This window comes from Roseateles sp. GW821-FHT02E12 (genome assembly GCF_059421665.1).
Map to the genome: position 1 here is coordinate 1,436,804 of NZ_JBWKVK010000001.1, position 24,165 is coordinate 1,460,968.

24 protein-coding genes are annotated in these 24,165 nt (G+C 67.4%); 18 read left to right on the forward strand and 6 right to left on the reverse strand.

The genetic code is table 11. The features are described from left to right. Positions 1-92: 92 nt before the first annotated feature. From AC07V5_RS06875 to AC07V5_RS06960, 18 genes are all read left to right on the forward strand, one after another. Positions 93-608, forward strand: coding sequence for a GNAT family N-acetyltransferase (locus AC07V5_RS06875; RefSeq protein WP_495114888.1), 516 nt, complete (start codon positions 93-95; stop codon positions 606-608). Positions 609-625: 17 nt separating this feature from the next. Beyond that, positions 626-1,516: an SMP-30/gluconolactonase/LRE family protein gene (locus AC07V5_RS06880; RefSeq protein WP_495114889.1), complete on the forward strand. Its 891-nt coding sequence runs from the start codon at positions 626-628 to the stop codon at positions 1,514-1,516. 146 nt (positions 1,517-1,662) lie between these two features. After that, positions 1,663-2,154, forward strand: a complete 492-nt coding sequence (locus tag AC07V5_RS06885) for an ATP synthase subunit I (RefSeq protein WP_495114890.1) — start codon at positions 1,663-1,665, stop codon at positions 2,152-2,154. Between the two features lie 22 nt (positions 2,155-2,176). Beyond that, a complete protein-coding gene (gene atpB / locus AC07V5_RS06890) occupies positions 2,177-3,031 on the forward strand; it encodes a F0F1 ATP synthase subunit A (RefSeq protein WP_495114891.1) in 855 nt (284 codons plus the stop codon). A 79-nt stretch (positions 3,032-3,110) separates the two neighbouring features. Beyond that, a complete protein-coding gene (gene atpE / locus AC07V5_RS06895; protein ID WP_056205553.1) occupies positions 3,111-3,386 on the forward strand; it encodes a F0F1 ATP synthase subunit C in 276 nt (91 codons plus the stop codon). 74 nt (positions 3,387-3,460) lie between these two features. After that, a complete protein-coding gene (locus tag AC07V5_RS06900; RefSeq protein WP_495114892.1) occupies positions 3,461-3,931 on the forward strand; it encodes a F0F1 ATP synthase subunit B in 471 nt (156 codons plus the stop codon). Next, positions 3,932-4,465 (forward strand): F0F1 ATP synthase subunit delta, encoded by a 534-nt coding sequence (locus AC07V5_RS06905; RefSeq protein ID WP_495114893.1) that lies wholly within the window; start codon positions 3,932-3,934, stop codon positions 4,463-4,465. Between the two features lie 97 nt (positions 4,466-4,562). Further along, positions 4,563-6,116, forward strand: a complete 1,554-nt coding sequence (gene atpA / locus AC07V5_RS06910; RefSeq protein WP_495114894.1) for a F0F1 ATP synthase subunit alpha — start codon at positions 4,563-4,565, stop codon at positions 6,114-6,116. 57 nt (positions 6,117-6,173) lie between these two features. Further along, positions 6,174-7,058: a F0F1 ATP synthase subunit gamma gene (gene atpG, locus AC07V5_RS06915; RefSeq protein WP_495114895.1), complete on the forward strand. Its 885-nt coding sequence runs from the start codon at positions 6,174-6,176 to the stop codon at positions 7,056-7,058. A 42-nt stretch (positions 7,059-7,100) separates the two neighbouring features. After that, positions 7,101-8,513, forward strand: coding sequence for a F0F1 ATP synthase subunit beta (gene atpD / locus AC07V5_RS06920; protein WP_495114896.1), 1,413 nt, complete (start codon positions 7,101-7,103; stop codon positions 8,511-8,513). Between the two features lie 76 nt (positions 8,514-8,589). Further along, positions 8,590-9,003 (forward strand): F0F1 ATP synthase subunit epsilon, encoded by a 414-nt coding sequence (locus AC07V5_RS06925; protein ID WP_495114897.1) that lies wholly within the window; start codon positions 8,590-8,592, stop codon positions 9,001-9,003. Positions 9,004-9,096: 93 nt separating this feature from the next. After that, a complete protein-coding gene (locus AC07V5_RS06930) occupies positions 9,097-10,143 on the forward strand; it encodes a SpoIIE family protein phosphatase (RefSeq protein ID WP_495114898.1) in 1,047 nt (348 codons plus the stop codon). A 68-nt stretch (positions 10,144-10,211) separates the two neighbouring features. Then, a complete protein-coding gene (locus tag AC07V5_RS06935; RefSeq protein ID WP_495114899.1) occupies positions 10,212-10,898 on the forward strand; it encodes a CsgG/HfaB family protein in 687 nt (228 codons plus the stop codon). A gap of 8 nt (positions 10,899-10,906) precedes the next feature. Further along, positions 10,907-11,308, forward strand: coding sequence for a DUF4810 domain-containing protein (locus AC07V5_RS06940; protein WP_495114900.1), 402 nt, complete (start codon positions 10,907-10,909; stop codon positions 11,306-11,308). 11 nt (positions 11,309-11,319) lie between these two features. Next, positions 11,320-12,000: a DUF799 domain-containing protein gene (locus AC07V5_RS06945; RefSeq protein WP_495114901.1), complete on the forward strand. Its 681-nt coding sequence runs from the start codon at positions 11,320-11,322 to the stop codon at positions 11,998-12,000. Between the two features lie 2 nt (positions 12,001-12,002). Beyond that, entirely contained in the window at positions 12,003-12,824 is an 822-nt protein-coding gene (locus AC07V5_RS06950; protein ID WP_495114902.1) for a D-hexose-6-phosphate mutarotase, read from the forward strand. 39 nt (positions 12,825-12,863) lie between these two features. Beyond that, positions 12,864-13,943, forward strand: a complete 1,080-nt coding sequence (gene hemE / locus AC07V5_RS06955) for a uroporphyrinogen decarboxylase (RefSeq protein ID WP_495114903.1) — start codon at positions 12,864-12,866, stop codon at positions 13,941-13,943. 319 nt (positions 13,944-14,262) lie between these two features. After that, positions 14,263-16,329, forward strand: coding sequence for a primosomal protein N' (locus tag AC07V5_RS06960; protein ID WP_495114904.1), 2,067 nt, complete (start codon positions 14,263-14,265; stop codon positions 16,327-16,329). On the opposite strand, the gene AC07V5_RS06965 is transcribed toward AC07V5_RS06960, so the two are convergent. The 6 genes from AC07V5_RS06965 to AC07V5_RS06990 all read right to left on the reverse strand — a co-directional run bounded on the left by AC07V5_RS06965 (position 16,326) and on the right by AC07V5_RS06990 (position 24,105). Then, positions 16,326-17,000, reverse strand: a complete 675-nt coding sequence (locus AC07V5_RS06965; protein WP_495114905.1) for an FxDxF family PEP-CTERM protein — start codon at positions 16,998-17,000, stop codon at positions 16,326-16,328. The genes AC07V5_RS06960 and AC07V5_RS06965 overlap by 4 nt on opposite strands. A 143-nt stretch (positions 17,001-17,143) precedes the next feature. Continuing rightward, positions 17,144-17,518, reverse strand: a complete 375-nt coding sequence (locus tag AC07V5_RS06970) for a hypothetical protein (protein WP_495114906.1) — start codon at positions 17,516-17,518, stop codon at positions 17,144-17,146. Between the two features lie 106 nt (positions 17,519-17,624). Beyond that, on the reverse strand, positions 17,625-19,700 hold the full coding sequence (locus AC07V5_RS06975; RefSeq protein WP_495114907.1) for an ATP-dependent helicase: 2,076 nt from the start codon (positions 19,698-19,700) through the stop codon (positions 17,625-17,627). Between the two features lie 10 nt (positions 19,701-19,710). After that, on the reverse strand, positions 19,711-22,350 hold the full coding sequence (locus tag AC07V5_RS06980; protein ID WP_495114908.1) for a hypothetical protein: 2,640 nt from the start codon (positions 22,348-22,350) through the stop codon (positions 19,711-19,713). Next, complete coding sequence (locus AC07V5_RS06985) at positions 22,350-22,973, reverse strand: laminin B domain-containing protein (RefSeq protein WP_495114909.1); 624 nt, start codon at positions 22,971-22,973, stop codon at positions 22,350-22,352. The genes AC07V5_RS06980 and AC07V5_RS06985 overlap by 1 nt, the downstream gene beginning before the upstream one ends. Positions 22,974-23,076: 103 nt before the next feature. Further along, positions 23,077-24,105, reverse strand: a complete 1,029-nt coding sequence (locus AC07V5_RS06990; RefSeq protein ID WP_495114910.1) for a serine/threonine-protein kinase — start codon at positions 24,103-24,105, stop codon at positions 23,077-23,079. Positions 24,106-24,165: the final 60 nt, after the last annotated feature.

Here is a 24,165-nt window from a genome sequence, read left to right on the forward strand (position 1 = left end):
ATGTGAGCGCAGCGAACGTGAGTGATCACCAAAAGAAATCAGCCAAGACCCGCCGGGTCGTGCTGGGTTTCGCTGGCTAAACTGCAGCGCCTATGGTCGGCCCCGACATCAAGCTCATCACACCCGAGTCCCCCGCGGACTGGCAGGAGGCGCGCCTCGTGCTGCGCGACTACGCCAACAGTCTTGACGTGGACCTCGACTTCCAGGGTTTCGAGGAGGAGCTGGCCGCATTGCCCGGCGCCTACGCGCCGCCCGGTGGCCTGATGCTGTTGGCCACGGTGGACGGCGCTATTGCCGGCAGCGGTGCCTTCCGGCCGTTGCCCGACGCCGACTACCCGAACGCCTGCGAGATGAAGCGACTGTTCGTGCGCCCGGCTTTTCGCCGCTTCGGCCTGGGTCGTATCCTGGCCCAGGCGCTGATGGACCGTGCGACCGAGGCCGGCTACTCGTCCATGCTGCTCGACACGCTGGACGACATGGAAGCTGCCCGGGGCCTCTACGAGAGCCTGGGCTTCGTCGAGGTGCCGCCGTTCTATTTCAACCCGCTTCCCGGCGCCCACTATCTGAAGGCCGAGCTCGGCGCCTTCCGGCCGAGTTACTTCGGATAACCGCCTAGAGTGGCGGGATGGCTTCCCAAGACATCCAAGCCCTCGGCTCCCACCGCTGCCTGCTCGGCGAATCGCCGCTCTGGCATCCCACTGAACAACAGCTCTACGCCGTCGACATCCCGGGCCGCCAGGTCTTGAGGTGGCGCGACGGCGCCGACGCGCCCGATGTCTGGCCCCAGGATGCCGAGCCTGGCTGCATCGCAGCACGCGCTGGCGGCGGCCTCCTCGTCGCGCGACGCGATGGGCTGTGGGCGCTGGACCCGGCGAGCGGCGCACAGCAACTGGTCAGCGCACCGCCCTACGACGCTGCACGCCTGCGCTTCAACGACGGCAAGGTCGACCCGGCGGGGCGGCTCTGGATCGGCAGCATCTCGGATGCCCGCGAACCGGAGGCAGCGCTCTACCGCTTCGATGGCCAGACCTTCTCGGTCCAGGTGCCCGGCCTGACAACCTCCAACGGCCTGGCCTGGAGTCCCGACGGCCGGCGCGTGCATTGGTCGGATACCAAGGCGCATCGCATCTACGTCGCCGACTTCGACGCGGCGACCGGTGCGCTGTCCGCGCCAAGGGTCTTCGCCGAGTTCAAGCCGCGCACGCCCAACGAGGCCTATGGCGGACGCCCTGACGGCGCAGTGATGGATGCCGAGGGTTGCTACTGGGCCGCCATGTTCGAGGGCGGCTGCCTGCTGCGCCTCGCGCCCACCGGCGAAGTCTTGCAGCGCGTCGACTTGCCGGTCGCCTGCCCGACCATGCCCACCTTCGGCGGCGCCGACCTGCGCACCCTCTTCATCACCACCGCGCGCGAGAAGCGTCCGGCCGACGAACTTGAGCGCCAGCCGCTGGCCGGCGCGGTGCTGCAACTGCGTGTCGATGTGCCGGGTTTGCCTGCGACGCTGACACGGGCCTGAATGCCGTGTGGCTGGGGCAGGTTTACCCCGGTGTAACTCGTCACATATAATGAGGGGCTTTGTGGGGTGGCGTTCAGGCGTCATCCCGGTGCAATCAGCCCCTGGCAGTTTCATGGGGTTGACCGCCCACCCCAGGATCTGGCGCCATGACCGAGAACGGCCCCCGAAAGACCTGGCCCCCCGCTGTTTCGACGGCCGGCGGCTGGGACGACGACAACGAGGAGCCGCCCGTCAAGGCGCTGAACCCGGAGCAGGCGGCGGCGCTGAAGTCCGCGTTGCCGATGCTGTCGCCCTGGCGTGTGCTGGGGATGCAGCTGGTGGCGGGCTTGCTGTGCGTGGCCGTGATCCGGCTATGGACGGCATCCGGCGTGGCCATGGCTTCGGCGCTCTACGGCGTCGCGGCGGTGGTGTTGCCAAACATGCTGCTGGCGCGGGGCATGACGAAGCGCGTGAGTTCAGCGGCCGGTGCGGTCGCGGGATTCATGGGTTGGGAATTTTTGAAAATCGGTGCATCGATCGCGATGCTGGTGCTGGCGCCAAAGGTGGTGCCGGGCCTGAGCTGGCCAGCCCTGCTGGTCACCCTCGCGGTGTGCATCAAAGTGAACTGGCTGGCGCTCGCGTGGCGCGGCCGCCGATAGAACTGACGAGGCAGAACGAAACATGGCAGCAGAAGGCCACGAAACAGCCGCCCCGAGCGCCGGTGAATACATCATTCACCACTTGCAGCATGCGCAGAACGGCGCCCAGAAGGGCATCGTCGATTTCTCCGTAGTCAATCTCGACTCCATCTTCTTCAGCGTCCTGCTGGGTTTGGTGGGTTGTTTCCTGCTGTGGCGCGCCGCGAAGGTCGCTACGTCGGGCGTTCCCGGCCGTTTTCAAGCCGCGGTCGAAATCCTGGTCGAGATCGTTGCCGATCAGGCCAAGGGCATCGTCCACAACGCCAACAGCCGCAAGCTGGTCGCGCCGTTGGCCCTGACCGTCTTCGTCTGGATCTTCCTGATGAACGCGATGGACTTGCTGCCCGTCGACCTGCTGCCGGTGATCTGGCAAGCCGTCACCGGTGACCATCACGCCAAGCTGCGCAGCGTCCCGACCGCCGACCTGTCCATGACCATGGGCCTGTCCCTGGGCGTGCTGATCACCTGCCTGATCTACAACGTGAAGATGAAGGGTGCGGGCGGCTGGGCTCACGAGCTCGTCGCGGCACCGTTCGGTGACAAGGTCTACCTGTACCCGGTCAACTTCCTGATGCAGATGATCGAGTTCGTCGCCAAGACCGTGTCCCACGGCATGCGGCTGTTCGGCAACATGTACGCCGGCGAACTGATCTTCATGCTGATCGCCCTGATGGGTGGTGCCTGGAGCTTGTCGGCCACAGGCGTCGGCCTGGCCATCGGCCACATCATCGCGGGCTCGGTGTGGGCGATCTTCCACATCCTGATCATCACGCTGCAAGCCTTCGTGTTCATGATGTTGACGCTGGTCTACATCGGCCAAGCCCACGACGCGCACTGATCACGCATCAGTCGTCACCAGTTTTTCCCCAAGCAGTTTTCCCTCAACCCTTTCTCTCTAATCTCTCTAAGGAGTCATCGTGGAAGTCATTAGCTTTGTTGCTCTCGCCGCTGGTCTGATCATTGGTCTGGGCGCCTTCGGTGCTTGTATCGGTATCGGCATCATGGGCAGCAAGTACCTTGAGTCCGCCGCTCGTCAGCCCGAGCTGATGAACGAACTGCAGACCAAGATGTTCCTGCTGGCCGGCCTGATCGACGCGGCCTTCATCATCGGCACCGGTATCGCCCTGTGGTTCGCCACCGCCAACCCGTTCCTGGGTCAGATCGCGACCGCCCTGGCCGCTGGCGCCAAGTAATTCGAAGTTGTCGACCCGCCGTGGCCACGGTTGCCCCGGCGGTTTCCGCACTCGAAACTTTGTGAGGCACCAAGGTGTTTATTAACGCGTCGCTCATCGTTCAGATGATCGTGTTCCTGATCCTGGTCGGGTTCACGATGAAGTATGTGTGGCCGCCGATCATCAAGGCGCTCGACGAGCGTGCCGCGAAGATCGCCGCTGGCCTGTCCGCCGCCGACAAGGCCAAGGCCGAACTGGCCGGCGCCGAGGCGCAGATCGCCAAGGAACTGGCTCAGACCAAGGCCGAATCCGGCAAGCTGATCTCGGATGCCGAGAAGCGCGCCGCTGCCATCGTCGACGCCGCCAAGGGCCGCGCCGAGGAAGAAGGCGCCAAGATCCTGGCCGCCGCCAAGGCCGACGCCGAGCAGCAGGTCTCCCGCGCTCGCGAAGTCCTGCGCGAGCAGGTGGCTGCGCTGGCCGTCAAGGGCGCCGAGCAGATCCTGCACAAGGAAGTCAACGCCGGCGTTCACGCCGATCTGCTGGCTCGCCTGAAGACGGAGCTGTAAATGGCCGAGATCGCCACCATCGCCCGCCCCTACGCGGAAGCGCTGTTCCAAGTCGCCAAGTCGCAAGATCTGGCCGCCTGGGGCCGTCAGCTCGACGCGCTGGCCCAGGTGGCGCAGGACGCCGATCTGCGCCAGTTCGCCGATCACCCCAAGGCTCAGTCCGAGCAGGTGCTCGCGGTCATTACCGCCGCCGCCAAGCAGGACCTAACCCAAGGCGTGCAGAATTTTCTGCGCGCCGTGATCGAGAACGGCCGCCTCGCGGCGCTGCCCGAAGTCGTTGCCCAGTACCACGTGCTGGCCAATGCGGCTTCCGGCGTGTCCGACGCGCACATCTACAGCGCCTACGAAATCAGCGACGCCCAACTGGCTGAGCTGAAGACGACGCTGGAACAGCGCTTCGGCCGCAAGCTCGACGCGCATGTGCAGATCGAGCCGGCGCTGATTGGCGGCGTGCGCGTGGTGGTCGGCGACGAGGTGCTGGACACCTCCGTCAAGGCCCGCCTTGAGCGCATGAAGGTCGCCCTGACTGCCTGACGGCTGCCTGAGCCACCCAAGACATCCCATCGATTCACCCTGCGACTGACCCGCCTCATGGCAATGGTTTGGTCGCTCCGGGTACTGGAGACCCAGCATGCAACTCAATCCCGCTGAAATTTCCGAACTGATCAAGAGCCGCATCGAGGGTCTTGGTGTTGGCTCGGACATCCGCAACCAGGGCACCGTCGTGTCCGTTTCCGACGGCATCGTCCGCGTCCACGGCCTGTCCGATGTGATGCAGGGCGAAATGCTCGAATTCCCGGTCGCCGCTGACGGCTCGCAGACCTTCGGTCTGGCCCTGAACCTCGAGCGCGACTCCGTCGGCGCCGTGATTCTGGGTGCCTACGAGCACATCTCGGAAGGCGACACCGTGAAGTGCACGGGCCGCATCCTGGAAGTCCCGGTCGGCCCCGAGCTGATTGGCCGCGTCGTCAACGCGCTGGGCGAGCCTATCGACGGCAAGGGCCCGATCAACGCCAAGATGACCGACGTCATCGAGAAGGTCGCCCCGGGCGTGATCGCCCGTAAGAGCGTGGACCAGCCGGTGCAGACCGGCCTGAAGTCGATCGACTCGATGGTTCCCGTCGGCCGCGGCCAGCGCGAACTGATCATTGGTGACCGTCAGACGGGCAAGACCGCCGTCGCCATCGACGCGATCATCAACCAGAAGGGTCAGAACATGACCTGCGTCTACGTCGCCATCGGCCAGAAGGCGTCGTCGATCAAGAACGTGGTGCGCTCGCTGGAGCAAGCCGGCGCGATGGAATACACCATCGTCGTGGCTGCCTCGGCTTCGGAATCCGCCGCCATGCAGTACGTGTCGGCCTACTCCGGCTGCACGATGGGCGAGTACTTCCGCGACCGCGGCCAAGACGCGCTGATCATTTACGACGACCTGTCCAAGCAAGCCGTTGCCTACCGCCAAGTCTCGCTGCTGCTGCGCCGCCCGCCGGGCCGCGAAGCCTACCCTGGCGACGTGTTCTATCTCCACAGCCGTCTGCTGGAGCGCGCCGCCCGTGTGAACGCCGACTACGTCGAAGCCTTCACCAAGGGTGAAGTCAAGGGCAAGACCGGTTCGCTGACGGCCCTGCCGATCATCGAGACTCAAGCTGGCGACGTGTCCGCCTTCGTGCCGACCAACGTGATCTCGATCACCGACGGCCAGATCTTCCTGGAAACCAGCCTGTTCAACGCCGGTATCCGCCCCGCCATCAACGCCGGTATCTCGGTGTCGCGCGTCGGTGGTGCTGCACAGACCAAGCTGATCAAGTCGCTGTCCGGCGGTATCCGTACCGACTTGGCGCAGTACCGTGAGCTGGCCGCGTTCGCGCAGTTCGCTTCCGACCTGGACGAAGCCACCCGCAAGCAGCTGGACCGCGGCGCCCGCGTGACGGAACTGCTCAAGCAGGCCCAGTACTCGCCGCTGTCCATCTCGCTGATGGGCGCGTCGCTGTACGCCGCCAACAAGGGCTTCATGGACAGCCTCGAAGTGAAGAAGGTCCTGGCCTTCGAACACGGCCTGCACCAGTACCTGAAGACCAGCCACGCCGCCCTCCTCGCCAAGCTCGAAAACGACAAGGCGATGGACAAGGATGCGGAAGCTGAGCTGAACGCCGCGATCACTTCCTTCAAGAAGTCCTTCGCTTAAGCCACGGAACACGTGGGGCTGAGCCTCAACTTAGCCCCGCACTGACTAGGAGTTCGAATGGCTTCAAGCAAAGAAATCCGCGGCAAGATCAAGTCGGTCGAGAACACCAAGAAGATCACCAAGGCGATGGAGATGGTCGCCGCATCCAAGATGCGCAAGGCGCAGGAGCGGATGCGTGCGGCTCGTCCCTACAGCGAGAAGATCGGCAACATCGCTGCTCAACTCGCCAAGGCCAACCCCGAGTACCGTCACCCCTTCCTCGTCAAGAACGAGCAGGCCAAGACGGCGGGCATGGTGGTCGTCACGACGGACAAGGGTCTGTGCGGCGGCCTCAACACCAATCTGCTGCGCGCGGCCACGGCCAAGCTCAAGGAGCTGGAGTCTGTCGGCCAGAAGGCTGAAGTCGTTGCCATTGGTGGCAAGGGCTTGGGCTTCATGAACCGCATCGGCGCCAAGGTGGTGGCTCATGCCACTCAGCTGGGTGATCAGCCCCATGTCGATGCCTTGATCGGCCCGGTCAAGGTACTGCTCGACGCCTACGCTGAAGGCAAGCTCTCGGCTGTCTACCTCTGCTACACGCGCTTCATCAACGCGATCAAGCAAGAGGTGGTGGTCCAGCAGCTCCTGCCGCTCAAGGCGAGCGACATGGCCACTGCCGATTCGACCGGCAAGCCGGCGCACTCGTGGGACTACATCTACGAGCCTGATGCCGCCACCGTCATCGACGAGCTGCTGGTTCGCTACACCGAAGCCCAGGTCTACCAGGCCGTGGCCGAGAACATGGCCAGCGAGCAGTCTGCCCGCATGGTGGCCATGAAGGCAGCGACCGACAACGCCGGCACGCTGATCGGTGAGCTGAAGCTGGTCTACAACAAGACCCGCCAGGCCGCGATCACCAAAGAGTTGTCCGAGATCGTCAGCGGCGCAGCCGCGGTCGGTTGAGTCGATTCGGCACGCAAAGAATTGAATTGAAGGAACGCAAAAATGGCTAACACTCAAGCAGTCGGCAAGATCGTTCAGTGCATCGGCGCCGTCGTGGACGTGGAGTTCCCGCGCGACCGTATGCCCAAGGTGTACGACGCGCTGAAGATGGAGGGCTCGGCCCTGACGCTGGAAGTCCAGCAGCAGCTGGGCGACGGCGTCGTCCGTACCATTGCTCTCGGCTCCTCCGACGGCCTGCGCCGCGGCACCGAAGTCTTCAACACCGGCGACACCATCCAGGTGCCGGTCGGCAAGGCGACGCTCGGCCGCATCATGGACGTGCTGGGCAACCCCATCGACGAGCGCGGCCCGGTCTCTTCCGAGCTGACCGCCTCCATCCACCGCAAGGCCCCGGCCTACGACGAGCTGAGCCCGTCGCAGGACTTGCTGGAAACCGGCATCAAGGTGATCGACTTGATCTGCCCGTTCGCCAAGGGCGGCAAGGTGGGTCTGTTCGGTGGCGCCGGCGTCGGCAAGACCGTGAACATGATGGAGCTCATCAACAACATCGCCAAGGCGCACAGCGGCTTGTCCGTGTTCGCCGGCGTGGGTGAGCGCACCCGTGAAGGCAACGACTTCTATCACGAGATGTCGGACTCCGGCGTCGTGGTCCAGGACAAGCTGGAAGACTCCAAGGTCGCCATGGTCTACGGCCAGATGAACGAGCCCCCGGGCAACCGTCTGCGCGTCGCCCTGACCGGCCTGACCATCGCCGAGTCGTTCCGCGACGAAGGCAAGGACGTGCTGTTCTTCGTGGACAACATCTACCGCTACACGCTGGCCGGCACGGAAGTGTCCGCACTGCTGGGCCGCATGCCTTCCGCTGTGGGCTACCAGCCGACGCTGGCCGAGGAAATGGGCCGCCTGCAAGAGCGCATCACGTCGACCAAGGTCGGCTCGATCACGTCCATCCAGGCCGTCTACGTCCCTGCGGATGACTTGACCGACCCGTCGCCTGCCACGACCTTCGCCCACTTGGACGCCACCGTCGTGCTGTCGCGTGACATCGCCTCGCTGGGTATCTACCCCGCCGTGGACCCGCTGGACTCGACCAGCCGCCAGATCGACCCGAACGTCGTCGGCGAAGAGCACTACTCGACGACCCGTGCCGTGCAGCAGGTGCTGCAGCGCTACAAGGAACTGCGCGACATCATCGCCATCCTGGGCATGGACGAACTGTCGCCGGAAGACAAGCTGTCGGTCGCCCGCGCCCGCAAGATCCAGCGCTTCCTGTCGCAGCCTTTCCACGTCGCCGAAGTCTTCACCGGCTCGCCCGGCAAGTACGTGCCGCTGAAGGAAACCATCCGCGGCTTCAAGATGATCGTGGCCGGCGAGTGCGACCACCTGCCGGAGCAGGCCTTCTACATGGTCGGCACCATTGATGAGGCGTTTGAGAAGGCCAAGAAGATTCAGTGAGATTGACGGGGGTGCCCCGCGCACCCCGTCTCTCGCAGAACCTTCTTCAACTTTGATTCGCTAAGGAAGATTGAACATGGCAACCCTCCACGTCGACGTGGTCTCCGCCGAAGAGCAGATCTTCTCCGGCGAGGCCAAGTTCGTCGCCCTGCCGGGCGAAAGTGGCGAGCTCGGCATCCTGCCGAAGCACACGCCGCTGATCACCCGCATCAAGCCGGGCGCCGTGCGCATCGAGCGCCCTGATGGCACCGAAGAGTTCGTCTTCGTCGCCGGCGGCATCCTCGAGGTGCAGCCGAACCGCGTGACCGTGCTGGCCGACACCGCCATCCGCGGCAAGGACCTCGACGAAGCCAAGGCCTCCGAGGCCATGAAGCGCGCCGAGGAAGCGAAGAAGAACGCCAAGAGCGACATCGACTTCGCAGCGGCCCAGAGCGAATTCGCCGCGATGGCAGCCCAGATCGCGGCGCTGCGCAAGTTCCGCAAGAAGTAAGGCGCGGCGTCGCGAACAGCGATGGACGAGCAACCGCTCGGCACTCCTCCCTCGAGCGCGGCCCCGGCCGCGTTCGGTACTTCTGGGGGGAGTGTGCTCGGCGAATGGCGCCACAGCCTGCTTGTGCTCGAAGGGCAGCAGCCCGGGCGCCGTATCGAGCTGGACAGCAAGCCGCTCGTGATCGGCCGCCGCACGGCCGCAGACCTCGTGCTGCCCGAGTTGCAGGTTTCGGCCCTGCATTGCCGCGTCCAGGTCGAAGCCGGCCGGCCGGCTCTCAAGGTCACCGACCTCAAGTCCACCAACGGTAGCTTCATCAACGGCCACCGCATCAACGGCAGCGCTTATCTTGCGCCGGGCAGCACGCTGGCCTTGGGCCAGCACCTGTTCCGCCATGATTTCCTGTCGCCGGAGAGGCTGGTCCGCGCTGTCTACGCCGACGCAGAGCGCGCCCAGACGGTCGCCGCCTGGCTGCCCGCGCCGCTGAGCAAGGGGCCTGTCCGCACCGACTGGTGCTACCGCCCCGCCGAGCCGCCTCGGGGCGCCGGCTTCGCCGTGCTGCCGCTGGCCCAGGATCGCGTCGCGCTGATCCTCATCGACGTCTGCGGCCCGAGCGAGCACGTCGCCCGCCACGCCGCCCGCGTGCTGCAGGAGTTGCAGGACGTCGGCGATCCCGCGGGCGCCGCCCAGCTGTTCCAGCAACTCCATGAGCGGTGGCGGCAAGGCGCCCACGTCGGCCTTTTCTTCACCGCCTGGGCCGCCGTGTATGACCCCGCAACGCGCCACCTCAGCCACGCCTGCGCCGGCCAGCACGCCGCGCTGCTGCGTGTGCCGGATGGCGAGATGCTGCGCCTGGACGCGCTCAACCCGCCCGTCGGCCTGTTGCCTGGCACGGAGTTCGTCGAAGACAGCCTGACAGTGCCGCCTGGCAGCCGCCTGCACATCTTCAACAAGGGCACCTTCGAGTTCACGGACCGCAGCGGGCGTTGCCTGCAGCTGGACGACTTCGAAGCCCTGCTCGCCTGCCTGCCGCCCACCAGCGGCAGCGCACCGGATCAGGCCTTTGCGCAGATGCGCCGGCCGGCGGAATCCGCCCGCATGGGCGACGACTTTCTCTTGTTGCAGGCGGACTTCTTAGGCTGAGCGGAATCGAAGGCTTGGGTCACCGCAGCGGTCGTTAAACTCCCGCCGCTTTTGAATAGGGAGAGCACATGAAAAGTCTGAAAACATCGGCGTGTGGTCTGACTGCCGTCGCGTTGACCATTGCCCTGACCGGCTGCGCCACGACCGAGCAATCGCGCTCGCTCGAAGTGCCCAAGGTTGCCGCCGCAACGGCGCCAGCCTACCAAGGCGCCCGCGCGCCGATCGCCGTCGGCAAGTTCGACAACCGCAGCAATTACCAGCGCGGCATCTTCTCGGACGGCATTGATCGCCTCGGCGGCCAGAGCAAGACCATCCTGGTCTCGCACCTGCAACAGACCAACCGCTTCAGCGTGCTGGACCGCGACAACTTCGAAGAGTCCAAGCTGGAAGCCCAGTACAAGGGCGTCGCACAGACCATCAAGGGCGCCGACTATCTCGTGACCGGCGCGGTCAGCGAGTTCGGCCGCAAGGACGTCGGCGACAAGCAGCTCTTCGGCCTGCTGGGCCGCGGCAAGTCGCAGGTGGCCTATGCCAAGGTCACGCTGAACATCGTCAACCCGGCCACGTCCGAGGTTGTCTATTCGGTGCAGGGCGCCGGCGAATACAGCCTGTCCGAGCGCGAGGTGCTGGGCTTTGGCAGCACGGCCAGCTACGACGCCACGCTGAACGGCAAGGTGCTGGACCTCGCCATCCGCGAAGCCGTCAATGCGCTCACCGCCGGCATCGACAGCGGCGCATGGAAGCCTGCCCGGTGAGGTCGGCCGTGAAATCGCTGGCACTCATGGTTTCGCTGGCCCTCGCCGGCTGTGCCCACCAGCCCGGCTCCAAGCCGCTGTACCAGTGGGCTGGCTATCAGCCCGCCGTCTACCAGCATCTGAAGTCCAACGGCAGCGAGCCCGGCGCACAGATCTCCGCGCTTGAGGCCCAAATCGAGAAGAACCAGGCCTCGGGCATGGCCACTCCCCCCGGCATGCGCGCTCATCTCGCGCTGCTCTACTCCAAGATGGGTGACGACGTGGCCGCCAGGCGCCACCTGGAGGCCGAGCGGGCGCAGTTCCCGGAATCGGCGACCTATGTGGACTTCCTGCTGAAGACGACAAAGAAAGATGCGGCCAGCAGCTCTGCCGGCGCCCCCGCCGCGGCAGCCAGCCAGCCCAAGACTTGAGGGAGAGAACAATGATTGCTGTACTTCAGTCCGTGCGCCGCATCGCCACGGCGGCAGCCGGCTCTGCCGCGCTGCTCGTGCTGCAAGGCTGCGCCACGCCGCCCAAGCCCTATGACTACACGGCCTACAGGGAGGCCAAGCCGGCCTCCATCCTCGTGCTGCCGCCCATCAATGGCACACCCGAGGTGCAGGCGACGTCGAGTGTGATGGCGCAGATGACGCAGCCGCTGGCCGAGTCGGGCTACTACGTGCTGCCCGTGGCCCTCGTCGACGAGACGCTCAAGGGCAACGGCATGCACACGCCCGACGACGCGCAGCAGATCCCCGCAGCCAAGCTGCGCGAGATCTTCGGTGCGGACGCGGGCCTCTATGTGAAGGTTTCGCGCTACGGTTCGGTCTACAAGGTCCTCAACAGCGAAACGGCCGTGACGCTGGAGGCCAAGCTGGTGGACCTGCGCAGCGGCCAACTGTTGTGGGAAGGCAGTGCCAGCGCATCCAGTGCCGAGCAGCAAAACAACAGCCAAGGCGGGCTGATCGGCCTGCTCGTGAAGGCGGTGATCGACCAGATCATCTCGGCTTCCACGGACAGAAGCCACCCGATGGCCGGTATCGCCAGCCAGCGCTTGCTGGCCGCCGGCCGACCGAACGGGCTGCTTTACGGCCCGCGCTCACCCAACTACGGAAAGCCCTGATCATGTCATTCGAGCTCATCGCCCCTGACGGCGCAAATGTGACGGTGAGCCTCGATGGCGGCCATGTGCTGTCCTGGAAGCCCGCTGGTGCGCCCGAGCAGCTCTACCTGTCCCCACGCAGTGAGTTCGTGCCCGGCAAGGCCATCCGTGGTGGCGTGCCGGTGTGCTTCCCGCAGTTCTCTGAGCGCGGCCCGCTGCCCAAGCACGGCTTTGCGCGCACGCGGCCGTGGGAGCTGGTCAGCCAGGAGCAGGGCAAGGACGACGCGCTGGCGGTCCTTCGCCTGCGTGACAACGACGAGACACGCCGCCTCTGGCCCCATGCCTTCGAGCTGGAGCTGAGCGTGCGTGTGGGCGGCCGTGCGCTCGACATCGAGCTGGCCTGCGAGAACCTCGGTGATACGCCGCTGCAGTTCACCGCGGCCCTGCACACCTATCTGCGTGTGGCGGACCTGGACGCGGTCAGCGTCGAGGGCCTGGCCGGCCTGCGCTACTTCGACAGCATCAAGCAGGCCGAGGCGCTGCAGCGCATGGACCTGCTGCTGACCGGCGAGAAGGGCGTGCTCGACCTGGACCGCATCTACTTCGGTGTGAAGGAGCGCCCGCTGCTGGTGGCCGAGGACCGACGCCAGGTCGTCATCCGGCAGCAGGGCTTCGACGATGCGGTGATCTGGAACCCCGGCCCCGAGCGCTGTGCCAAGCTGGCGGACATGCCGCCCGAAGGCTGGAGCGAGATGCTCTGCGTGGAAGCGGCGAGCGTCGGCCGCCCGGTCGAGTTGCAGGCCGGCGAGAGCTGGGTGGGGCGGCAGAGCCTCGGCTTGCTCTGAATCAGCTGGCGGTGCGGGGGCGCCGCCGATAATCCGGCGATGTTCGCCCCCCTGCAAAACGACACCTTCCTGCGCGCCTGCCTGCGCCAGCCCACCGAACACACGCCCATCTGGCTGATGCGCCAGGCCGGCCGCTACCTGCCCGAGTACCGCGCCACGCGCGAGAAGGCCGGCAGCTTTATGGGCCTGGCCACCAACCGCGACTACGCGACCGAAGTGACGCTTCAGCCGCTGGAGCGCTACCCGCTGGACGCGGCCATCCTGTTCAGCGACATCCTGACCGTGCCCGACGCGATGGGCCTGGGCCTGAGCTTCCAGCAGGGCGAGGGCCCGAAGTTCGCGAGGCAAGTGCGCGACGAGGCGGCCGTGGCGGCGCTGGAAGTGCCGGACATGGACAAGCTGCGCTATGTGTTCGACGCGGCCACGTCGATTCGCAAGGCCCTGAATGGCCGCGTGCCGCTGATCGGCTTCTCGGGCAGCCCCTGGACGCTGGCCTGCTACATGGTCGAGGGCGGTGGCTCAGACGACTACCGCCTCGTCAAGAGCCTGATGTATGCCCGCCCGGACCTGATGCACCGCATCCTGGACGTCAACGCCCGCGCCGTGGCGGCCTATCTGAATGCACAGATTGAAGCTGGTGCCCAGGCCGTCATGCTGTTCGACTCCTGGGGCGGCGTGCTGGCCGACGGCGCCTTCCAGCAGTTCAGCCTGGCCTATTCGCGCCAGGTGCTGGCGCAGGTGAAGACCGAGCATGACGGCGTGCGCATCCCGCGCCTCTTGTTCACCAAGGGCGGTGGGCTGTGGCTGGACGAGATCGCCGATGCTGGCGCCGACGTCGTGGGCCTGGACTGGACGATGAACTTGCGAGCCGCGCGCGCCCGCGTCGGCGACCGCGTTGCGTTGCAAGGCAACCTCGACCCCAACGTGCTCTTCGCACCACCCGACGCCGTGCGCGCCCAGGCCCGCGCGGTGTTGGACAGTTTCGGCAAGCCCACCGCAGGCAACGGCCATGTCTTCAACCTCGGCCACGGCATCAGCCAGTTCACGCCGCCCGAGAGCGTGACGGCCTTGGTCGACGAGGTCCACAGCCATTCCCGCAAGCTGCGCGCGGGGCTCTGACTGGGTCGTCAAATCTGCACTTGCCCGCTGACTTATCCCCAAATGTTGGGGGGCGAGCGATGAAGTCGATATTTGGTGCGACGCACCTAAGAGTTTTCCCGAATCCGTGCTAAGTGCTTGATTTTCAAGGCGGCACGCAAAACGAGTCGGGGAGCGAGTTTGGGGTGATGTGGCTGTCATTTGCCTTCTATCGGTCCTTGCTGGCTGATTTGCTCACAAACTTATCCACAGAAATTGTGGGCAACCCAAGAGCCTTTAAGAATCATGCACTTGCAGCCACTTGCTGAGCCACTGCTTCACAAGAAGCGCGGAGCTGCACATGGCTGACGGAGCAGGTCCCACGACGGTGCGCGTCGCCGTTGACGCACCTCAGCACAGCGGCTTGAATGGTCCGCTTGATTACGCGAGTGAGCAGGTGCTCGCATCAGGCTCGCTGGTGCGAGTGCCGCTGGGCAAGCGCGAGTTGCTGGGCGTCGTCTGGCCGGGCGAGCAAGCCGCGGCGCCCGAGGTTGCCCTGCGCCCGGTGGCAGCCGTTTTCGACATGCTGACGCCGCTGGGCGTCGACTGGTGCCGATTGCTGGATTTCGCCGCGGGCTATTACCAGCGCAGCGTGGGTGAACTGGCCAGCGCCGTGCTGCCGCCGCAACTGCGCGAGCTGTCGCCCGAGCAACTGGCCGCGCGGCTGCGCAAGCTGGACCGCAAGGCGGCCAAGGCCGTCGCCGTGCCCGATCCCGTCAAGCCGGAGCTGGCGCCCGAGCAGGCCGAGGCCGTCGCGCGCATCGCGGCCCAGATGGACTCGGCCAGCCCGAAGCCCGTGCTGCTCTTCGGCGTGACCGGCAGCGGCAAGACCGAGGTCTATCTGCGCGCCGCCGAGGCCGCGCTGGCCGCCGGCCGCCAGGTGCTGGTGCTGGTGCCCGAGATCAACCTGACGCCGCAACTGGAGGCCCGCTTCACCGAGCGCTTCGCCGCGCTGCTGCCGCAGCCGCTGGCCATCGTCTCGCTGCACAGCGCGCTGACGCCGGCCCAGCGCTTGCAGAACTGGCTGGCCGCCCACCTCGGCCGCGCGCGTCTCGTGCTGGGTACGCGGCTGGCCGTGTTCGCGTCGCTGCCGGCGCTGGGGCTGATCGTCGTCGACGAGGAGCATGACCCGTCCTACAAGCAGCAGGATGGGGCCCGCTACTCGGCGCGCGACCTGGCCGTCTGGCGTGCGCACGACCTGAAGATTCCTGTCGTCCTCGGCTCGGCCACGCCGTCACTGGAAAGCTGGCAGCACGCTGAAAGTGGGCGTTATGAGCGATTGACGCTGGCCGCCCGCATCGGCGGTGGCTCCCTGCCCAGGGTGCGCCTTTTCGACATGAAGGCGCTACCGCCTTCTGCCGGCGTGACGACCGCGCTCACGGCGCCACTCTTGGCCGCGCTGAAGGAGCGCCTGGACCGCGGCGAGCAAAGCCTCGTCTTCCTGAACCGCCGCGGCTATGCGCCGGTGCTGCACTGCGGCGAATGCCAATGGAAGAGCGACTGCCCGCATTGCAGCGCGTGGCGCGTCTTCCACAAGCGCGACCGCACGCTGCGCTGCCACCACTGCGGTTTCACCGAGCGCGTGCCGAGCGCCTGCCCGAATTGTGGCAACCATGACATCGCGCCCATCGGGCGAGGCACGGAGAAGCTGGAAGAGCAGCTGAGCGAGGCGCTGCCCGGCGCGCGCGTGCTGCGCATCGACGCCGACTCCACGCGCCGCAAGGGCGAGCTGGAGGCACAGCTGCAGGCGGTGCACGACGGCGACGTCGACATCCTCGTCGGCACGCAGATGATCACCAAGGGCCACGACTTCCGGCGCATTCGCTTCGTCGCGGCGGTGAACCCGGACGGTGCGCTGTTCAGCAGCGACTTCCGCGCACCGGAGCGCCTGTTCGCGCTGCTGATGCAGGCCGGTGGCCGGGCGGGGCGAGATGCTTCAGGCGAGACGCCGGCCGAGATGTGGGTGCAGACCTGGCATCGCGAGCACGCGCTCTACCAGGCGCTGGCGCGGCACGACTATGTGCGCTTTGCCAAGACCCAGCTCGACGAGCGCCGCTCGGCCAGCCTGCCGCCGTTTTCGCATCTGGCCCTGCTGCGGGCCGAGGGGCGCACGGTGGAGGCCGCCAAGGCCTTCCTGAACGCTGCGGCGGAGCTGGCGCATGACGAGGGTGTGCTCGTGTACCCGCCGGTGCCGCATGCGGTGGCGCGGGTGGCTGACGTGGAGCGCATGCAGATGCTGGTGGAGGCCACGCAGCGAGCGCGGCTGCAGGCCTTCCTGCGCGGCTGGGTGCCGGAGCTGATCGCGCTCAAGCGCGAACACAAGGCCGTGCTGCGCTGGGCCGTGGACGTCGACCCGCTGGCGATTTAACGCGGCAGCGTGCTTGCCAAAGCGGCGGCGCGGCGCAGCTCGGCCTGGCGGCGCAGGCCGCGCGGCAGCAGGAACACGCCGGCGAGTGCTGCCAGCGTCAGCGCCAGCGTGCCGGGCTCGGGGATGCGGTTCAGGCTGACGTTGTCGAGATTGCCGCCCAGGCTGTCGTTGGTGCCGACGGAGGCAAAGCTCAGCAGGTTGCGGCCGGCCTGGGCCGTCAGGCGGTATTGGTGCTGGGTCCAGTCGTTGCCGCTGCCGCCGAGGCCGGTCAGCGTGGCGTCCACCAGCTGGCCATTCCAGAACACCTGCAGGCCGTTGGTCGACGCGGCCTGGAACTCGCGCGGCGAATACCAGAAGCTCAGGTCGTACTGCGTGCCGCCCGCCAGGTTGTCCAGGTACTGGCCGATCAGCGTGTTGCCGTTCGTGTCCAGCTCGATGTAGTTGCGGCCTTCCTGCGCGGCGCCAGCGATGTTGTTGCGGATCTCGAAGCCGGTGCCGGAGCCGCCGAGCCAGGTCCAGCCCGGCGTCGTTGCGACGTTGACCCAGCTGCCGTTGGCGACGACCGTGCTTTCGAAACCGCCGTTGACGATCAGGTTGCCGGCCGGCACCGGGGCGGCGAAGGCAGTGGCACCCGAGGCGAGCAGGGCGATCAGGGACAGGGTGTGCTTCATGGGCGGGGGCGGCAGGCGTTGCGAATGACCGCGATTCTTTGGCCTCGCTCGCTCCGCGCCGGGTGCAGACTTCACGCCCGCTGAAACAACCCCCTCAGGCCAGTGTGCGGCCTGTGACGCAATTCACTGCAGGGGCACGCGCCTCAGGCGTGCGGCCCGTGGCTCAGGGTGCTGGCCAGTGCCGCGGCGCGGCGATGCTGCTCCTGGCGGCGCAGCACACGGCTGACCGGGCGCGCCAACGCCGCGGCCAGCAGGCCGACGGCGATGAACAGCGTACCCGTGTCAACCTGGGCGGTGAGGGTGTCGAAATCAGCCTCGGACTGGCGGCTTGCAGGCGTCCAGGGGCTGTTGTTGCCATTCAGCGACGTCAGGCTGGCCGAACCCAGGCGGCCGGCGTCGGCAATCATCGTGGCGGTCGCTTTGTCGACCACGGCTTGCGGATGCACGTCACGCGCGGCACCGGCCGGGGCGATGGAAGTGAAGGCAGCGAGGACAGCAGCAAGGACCAGGGCTTTCATGCGGCTCACCGTGAAAAGGAAGGGCTGGAACGCATTGTTCGCAGCGTAGCGTGGCTGGGATGTGAAGACTTCACGCGCTTGAGGGGACCCCCCGCGAATGAGCGATTCAGTCTTGACCGGCTGATGAGGCCCGGGCGGCTGCCTTGGCGGCCAGTTCCTCACGCATGCGCTTGAGCTTCTCGCGCGGATCCTCGCGGGTGCTGCCCTCGTGCAGCTTCATCTCGGCCAGGAAGCGGCTGGGGATGCCCACCACCGTGTCGCGGCCCTTTTTGCGCCGACGCAACGTCGACACCGCCAGCGTCGTGCGCGCGCGGGTGATGCCCACGTACATCAGCCGCCGTTCCTCCTGCAGCGCCTCGGCCGTCAGCTCGGCCTCCTCGCGCTTGAAGGGCAGCAGCCCCTCGTTGACGCCGGCCAGCACGACATGGGGCCATTCCAGGCCCTTGGAGGCGTGCAGCGTGGTCAGCGTGACCTGGTCCTGGTCTTCGCCGCGCTCGGCCAGGGACAGGATGACGCTGATGGTCTGAGCCACGTCCAGCACGCTCTGCTTGGGTTCGGTGAAGCTGACGCCGCCTTCCTCGCTCTGCTGGCCGCCGCAACGCTTGGCAACCCAGTCGACAAAGTCCAGCACATTGCCCCAGCGCGCCTGCGCGACCTTCTCGTTCTCTTCGTTGTCAAGCAGATGGGCTTCGTAGGCAATGTCCTTGAGCCACTCGGTCAGCAACGCATGCGCGGCGGTGTGACCCTCGGTGTGCTTGGCCTTGTATTGCAGCTCGTTCACAGTGCGGCCGAACTCGTGCAGGCCGTCCAGCGCGCGCTTGGTTAGCGAGGTGGCCAGGCTCTCGGAGAACAGCGCCTCGAACATGCTGCACTTCCACTGCGCAGAGAAGGTGCCCAGCGCCCCGAGCGTGGTGTGGCCGATGCCGCGCTTGGGCGTCGTCACGGCGCGCAGGAAGGCCGGGTCGTCGTCCTGGTTCACCAGCAGGCGCAGCCAGGCGCACAGGTCCTTGATCTCGGCCTTGTCGAAGAAGCTCTGGCCGCCCGACACCTTGTACGGGATCTGCGCGCGGCGCAGGGCCTGCTCGAAGATGCGCGCCTGGTGGTTGGCGCGATAGAGGATGGCGAAGTCCCTGAACTGCGGCCCCTTGCCGTCGGCGCGCAGCTGCTGGATGCGCGCGACGGCGCGCTCGGCCTCGTGCTCCTCGCCGTCGGCCTCCAGCAGCGCGATGGGCTCGCCGTCGCCGTACTCGCTCCACAGCTTCTTCTCGAAGATTTTGGGGTTGCCGGCAATGACGTTGTTGGCCGCTCGCAGGATGGAGCCTGTGGAGCGGTAGTTCTGCTCCAGCGGGATGACCTTGAGGCTCGGGTAGTCGACCGGCAGGCGCTTCAGGTTCTCGATGGTCGCGCCGCGCCAGCCGTAGATGGATTGGTCGTCATCGCCCACGGCGGTGAACATGCCGCGCTCGCCCACCAGCGCCTTCAGCAGCTCGTACTGCACGGCGTTGGTGTCCTGGTATTCGTCCACCAGCACGTAGCGCAGCTTGTTCTGCCACTTCTCGCGGGCCTCGGCGTCGTTCGTCAGCAGCCTCAAGGGCAGCGTGATGAGGTCGTCGAAGTCCACGGCCTGGTAGGCGGCCAGGCGTTCCTGGTAGCGCACCATGACGGCGGCGGCCGAGCGCTCGTCCTCATCCTTGGCCACCTGGGCGGCCTGGGCGGCGTCCAGGCCCTGGTTCTTCCACAGCGAGATCGTCCACTGCCAGCGACGCGCCATGTTGATGTCGGTCGTATTGCCGGCGTCCTTCAACACGTTCAGCACGTCGTCGCTGTCGAGGATGGAGAACTGCTCCTTCAGCCCGACGCGCGAGCCTTCCTCGCGTAGCAGGCGCACGCCCAGGGAGTGGAAGGTCGAGATCGCCAGGTCCTTGGCCGCCTTGTTGCCCACCAGCGCCTTGGCCCGCTCGCGCATTTCCTGTGCGGCCTTGTTCGTGAAGGTGATGGCGGCGATCTGGCTGGGCCGGTAACCGGACACCAGCAGCTGCGCGATCTTGGTCGTGATGACGCGTGTCTTGCCCGAGCCCGCGCCGGCAATGACGAGGCAGGGGCCGCTCAGGTGGTAGACGGCTTCGAGCTGGGCCGGGTTGAGGCCGGCCGATGCTTGGCCTGGGGGCGGGGCGGCAGACATGGGGGGCGGATCATGCCACCCGCGCCACACCCTCTCCCGGCAAAGCCCTCAGTCCCAGCCCCAGCAGCAGCAGCGTGAAGAAGATGAAGCCGATGCGCGGTGCGTCCAGCAGGCTGTCGAAAGCGCCGACGGCACCGAAGCCGATCAGTGCGGCAACGATGGCCGGCGCCAGCGGATGGTCGCGGCCGCGGCCGAATGACAGGCGCACCAGCGTCAGCAGATAGGCGCCGCCCAGCAGCGCCAGGCCCACCAGCCCTTGCTCGAACAGCACATGCAGGGCCGCGTTCTTGATGTGCCAGGGCAGGTGGTGGCGGTCGCTGGAGAAGAACCAGTGCGCCATCTCGCGGTTGAAGTCGCCGTTGCGCAGCAACTGGCGACCCTGGGCGTCCTGCAGGGCGACGCGGCTGATGTCGACGCGCGCGCCGCGCGTGTCCAGGGCCATCGAGAAGGTCACGAAGCGCGGCGCCCACCAGTCGCCGCCCATGGCGGGCACCGGGCCGAGCTTGAACTGGCTGGTCTGCCAGCTGCCCATGCCGGTAGCCGGGGCTGCGGGCGTGGTGGCGTCGGCAGTGCCGTCGGAGGGTGTGTCCGGCCTGAAGGGCTTGAGCAGGGCTTCGTGGGTGCTGCAGTTGTCCGGATAGATCAGGTTCCTCTCGCAGACCTGCATCATCAGGTTGGCGTCTGTGGCCGTGCGGGCGACGATCTGCACCGTTGCCGGGCCGGGCACAGGCGTAGAGATGCGCTGGCTGACGCGCAACTGCTCGCCGTGGCCCAGCAGATGCTTGCCGGCGGCCAGTGCGAGATAGGCCTCGGCCTCGTCCGTGCGCAGCCGGTAGTCGCCGACCTGGCTGCTCAACGGGCTTTCATAGAAATTGCTCGGCACGAAACGCCCCGCGCCCTTGCCCAGCAGCCATTGGCGCCCGCCGTGCAGCAGCTGCAGGCTCTCGCGCCAATGGGTCAGGCGGGTCTGGCCATCTTCCTTCCACGTCGCAACGCGGTCGCGCAGATAGCCGCCGCCACCCAGGGCCGCGACGATGGCCATCACCAGCAGCAGCCCGGCCACGAGCAGGGCGCGTTTGCGCCACCCGGCCTTGCCGGTACTGCCGGCTCCCTGCAGCGGCCACAGGCGCGGCTCCAGCAGCATCACGGCCCAGACGCCGGCCAGGGCGAAGCCGGCGGCCAGCGCCGTCCAGCGGCCCGCAGTGCCGCCCCAGTAGTCGGCCACGATGACCATGGTGGCCAGCAGCCAGAACCAGGCCGTCGACACCAGCAGCACATAGATGGGCCGGGCCTGGCCGGGTTCGTCGCGCCAGCGCAGCAGCGCACAGCACAGCAGCGCGACGACGTTGAGCACATAAGCCGCCTTGGGCACGGCCATGGACAGCGCCCAGCTCGCGCCGCCCAACAGCAAGGCGAGCAGGCCGCCCATGATCAGGGCCGTCAGCCGTTGGCCCAGGCTCGGCCGCCAGAGGCTGGCCGGCATCGTCAGCAGGATGACCAGCACGAAGAACAACGCCAGCAGGCCGCGGTAGCCACCGCCGCCGAAGACGAGGGCCGCCGCCAGCGCGAAGGCGCCGGCCATGGCCAGGGCGCCGATCTTGGCCAGGCGCGGCAGCGGTTCGTCAACGGCACCCAGCGTGCTGTCGATATGGCTGCTCTCCGGTCCCGAGGTCACGGCACGGCGGCGCTGCGCATCGGCCAGCAGCACCATGGGGATCAGCGCCAGCGGCAAGGCCAGGTAGACGCCACGCGAGAAGGTGGTGAGGCAGGCATAGGCCGCCAGCAATGCGATGAGCATGCCGACCGCGAAGCGCCACGGCGAGCGCGTGCGCAGCAGGGCCAGCAGCGCGAAGGGCAGGGTCAGCACGAGGAAGCCGTCCAGCGCCGCGCCGCCGACGTGCATTTCCCAGAACAGCGCCGTCGTGCGGTAGTCGGTGGAGAAGTCCAGCAGGCCGGTGTAGGCCAGGCGCTCCCAAAGCGCTGCCGCGCTGCCGCCGGCCAGGGCCAGCACCAGGCCGAGCATCAGGCCGCGGGAGAAGCCGCGCGGGCGCGCGGCGGCGGCGGCCGTCCACAGCGGCAGCAGGGCCAGCACAAGGAAGATGGCCTTGGCGTTGCGCACCGAGTTCATGGCCTCGTGGTAACCGTGGAACCAGCCGAAGGCAAAGCCACCGGCATCGGCAAAGCCGCGCTTCACGCTCCAGGCCGCCGACAGCGCCAGCGCGATGATGAGGACGACCACGACCGGCGAGTAGACGAGGGCATGGCGCCAGGCCGGCGCGCGGTCGCGGGCGTTCAGCTGCAGCGCATAGGCCAGGTAGCCGCCGCAGCCGCAGGCCGTGACGAGCAGGTCCATTTCCTCGAAGCTGATCCAGCCCGTCCACGGCGCCAGGCCGATGAGCGGCAGCGGCGCGAACAGCAGCACCGGCGTCTTGACCCAGAACAGCGCCGCCAGCAGCACGGCGACGCCCCAGGCCGCCAGCGCCAGCGGGCCGGACAGCGGGTGGTGCCAGGCCAGCTCGGCGCCGATCAGCCCCAGGCCGAGGCCGGCCACCAGGGCCAGCCACTGCAGCCGCGTGGCCGGCAGATTGAGCTTGAGTTCGCCGAGGCCGATCAGGCCGGCGGGGGCGGGTGTGGCGCCGACGGCAGCCATCAGCGCTTGCGCCGCAGGCCGGCCAGCAGGCCCAGCCCGGCCAGCAGCAGGGCCGCATTCGCCGGTTCAGGCACCGCGGTGACTTCGATGTTGTCCAGGCCGACGACCTCGGACACGCCCGCGTGGAACTCACCCTTGATGGTCAGGCTGGTCACGTTGGCCAGCACGGCGGCCAGCGAGGCGCTGCCGCTCCAGCCGGCGGCAGGCGACAGCGACACGCTGTAGTGATGCCACAGGCCGTCGGCCGGCGGGTTGTTAGCCGCCACGGCGTCGAGGACGACGCTGCCTGCGGCGCCGGTGATGATCACCTCGCCGAAGGGCGCCCAGTCGGGCGACTCACCGTTGGCGTTCAGCGCGTCGAAGGACAGCGTGCCACCGAGCAGGCCCGACCAGTTGCCCAGCCAGGCCGCAGGGGCGTTCAGCAGGAAGTCGTCGCTGGTGTCGTCGGCCACGCGCAGCCAGCCGCCACCGTTGCCGCCGGTGGCCACCCAGGTCTGGACACCGCCGTTGGTGGTTGTCCAGCCCTCGGCATCGGTTGCGAAGCCAGCAGCCGAGGCGGCGGGCGCGACGACGAGCAGGGCGGTGCAGGTGGCGATCAGCGTCGCGCGCAGCGAACGTGCCATGGGAACCTCCGGGGTTGGGTCTCGCATTGTTGCCGAGGCGTGCGCGCGGCGCATCCCCAAACAATCCCCACGGCGCGCGCCGATCGGCGCCCCGGTCGTGCGCTCAGCCGGCTGACTGGCTGTGCGAGCTGGCGGTTGGCTGTGCGGGTTCGGAAACGCGCGCCGCCATGGCCAGCAGCCCGAGGCCGGCTGCGGCGCCCAGCCATAGCCAGCGCTTCCACCAGGCCGTCGGCTTGGGCTCTTTCAGTTCGGCAGGCGCCGTGGTGCTGCGCGGGCTCAGGCCCAGCCACTCGCGCAGTTCATCGGCCAGGCTCTCGGCGCCGCGCGTGCGCAGCTCGGGCGACTCGGCCATGGCTGAGCGCAGCAGCGTGTCGAGCTTGATCTGCTGGGCTTCTTTCATCATCGGCCACTGATCGGCGGCACTGCCGCGCAGCGGGGCCAGGCCCTTGGGCGTGTCCTCCCAGCCGCAAACGAAGACGCGCGCCAACGCCCCCAGGCCGTAGACCTCGCTGGCCAGCGTGGGCGGCTCGCCGTTGCGGCGCTCCGGTGCGACGAAGGCGGGCGAGGCGCCGAGGCTCAGGCCGCGGTCGAAGGGGTCGGTCGGGTCGGGGATCTTGGTCAGGCCCAGGCCCATCAGGCGCACGTCGCCGGCCGGGTCGAGCCAGATCATGGCGGGGTCGATCTCGGCCAGCAGCCAGCCCTGCTGGTGGGCCGAACGCAGCGCCTCGCAGAGTTGCACGAGGAGCTCGACGCGCTCGCGCAGGCGCAAGGTGTGCAGCCGGGGCAGCAGCGGCTCGCCATGCGTGCCTTCAACGATCAGGTATGGGTGGGCATCGGGCGTCACGCCGCTGTCGCTGGGCACGGCGATGTGCGGGTGCTGCAGTTTGCCGAGGTCGCCCGCCTGGTCGGCATAGCGCAGCATGACGCCAGCGCCCTGGTCGCTGCGGTCCAGCACGAGGACGGCGGACTGCTGCTCGGTGGCCAGCGCATGGTGGGCGCTGTACCACTGGCCTGCGTGCGCCTGCTCGCCGTCGGGCAGCGGGCGGATCAGCCGCCACACACCCAGGGCCTGGCCTTCCTCCAGCGGAGCGGCGGCGGCCGGCGGCGGCAGTGACAGGTTGGGCATGCGCATGGCGCGGCATATTAGGGGTCACCCCAGGGGGCTGCCACCCCCCGTTGTTACAAACCGGGC

Coding starts and splice junctions, on each gene's coding strand:
- AC07V5_RS06945 (WP_495114901.1), top strand. CDS start 11,320: ATGATTGCTGTACTTCAGTCCGTGCGCCGCATCGCCACGGCGGCAGCC.
- AC07V5_RS06880 (WP_495114889.1), top strand. CDS start 626: ATGGCTTCCCAAGACATCCAAGCCCTCGGCTCCCACCGCTGCCTGCTC.
- AC07V5_RS06885 (WP_495114890.1), top strand. CDS start 1,663: ATGACCGAGAACGGCCCCCGAAAGACCTGGCCCCCCGCTGTTTCGACG.
- AC07V5_RS06990 (WP_495114910.1), bottom strand. CDS start 24,105: ATGCGCATGCCCAACCTGTCACTGCCGCCGCCGGCCGCCGCCGCTCCG.
- atpG (WP_495114895.1), top strand. CDS start 6,174: ATGGCTTCAAGCAAAGAAATCCGCGGCAAGATCAAGTCGGTCGAGAAC.
- atpA (WP_495114894.1), top strand. CDS start 4,563: ATGCAACTCAATCCCGCTGAAATTTCCGAACTGATCAAGAGCCGCATC.
- hemE (WP_495114903.1), top strand. CDS start 12,864: ATGTTCGCCCCCCTGCAAAACGACACCTTCCTGCGCGCCTGCCTGCGC.
- AC07V5_RS06950 (WP_495114902.1), top strand. CDS start 12,003: ATGTCATTCGAGCTCATCGCCCCTGACGGCGCAAATGTGACGGTGAGC.
- AC07V5_RS06875 (WP_495114888.1), top strand. CDS start 93: ATGGTCGGCCCCGACATCAAGCTCATCACACCCGAGTCCCCCGCGGAC.
- atpB (WP_495114891.1), top strand. CDS start 2,177: ATGGCAGCAGAAGGCCACGAAACAGCCGCCCCGAGCGCCGGTGAATAC.
- AC07V5_RS06980 (WP_495114908.1), bottom strand. CDS start 22,350: ATGGCTGCCGTCGGCGCCACACCCGCCCCCGCCGGCCTGATCGGCCTC.
- AC07V5_RS06960 (WP_495114904.1), top strand. CDS start 14,263: ATGGCTGACGGAGCAGGTCCCACGACGGTGCGCGTCGCCGTTGACGCA.
- AC07V5_RS06965 (WP_495114905.1), bottom strand. CDS start 17,000: ATGAAGCACACCCTGTCCCTGATCGCCCTGCTCGCCTCGGGTGCCACT.
- AC07V5_RS06985 (WP_495114909.1), bottom strand. CDS start 22,973: ATGGCACGTTCGCTGCGCGCGACGCTGATCGCCACCTGCACCGCCCTG.
- AC07V5_RS06925 (WP_495114897.1), top strand. CDS start 8,590: ATGGCAACCCTCCACGTCGACGTGGTCTCCGCCGAAGAGCAGATCTTC.
- AC07V5_RS06935 (WP_495114899.1), top strand. CDS start 10,212: ATGAAAAGTCTGAAAACATCGGCGTGTGGTCTGACTGCCGTCGCGTTG.
- AC07V5_RS06975 (WP_495114907.1), bottom strand. CDS start 19,700: ATGTCTGCCGCCCCGCCCCCAGGCCAAGCATCGGCCGGCCTCAACCCG.
- atpD (WP_495114896.1), top strand. CDS start 7,101: ATGGCTAACACTCAAGCAGTCGGCAAGATCGTTCAGTGCATCGGCGCC.
- AC07V5_RS06905 (WP_495114893.1), top strand. CDS start 3,932: ATGGCCGAGATCGCCACCATCGCCCGCCCCTACGCGGAAGCGCTGTTC.
- AC07V5_RS06970 (WP_495114906.1), bottom strand. CDS start 17,518: ATGAAAGCCCTGGTCCTTGCTGCTGTCCTCGCTGCCTTCACTTCCATC.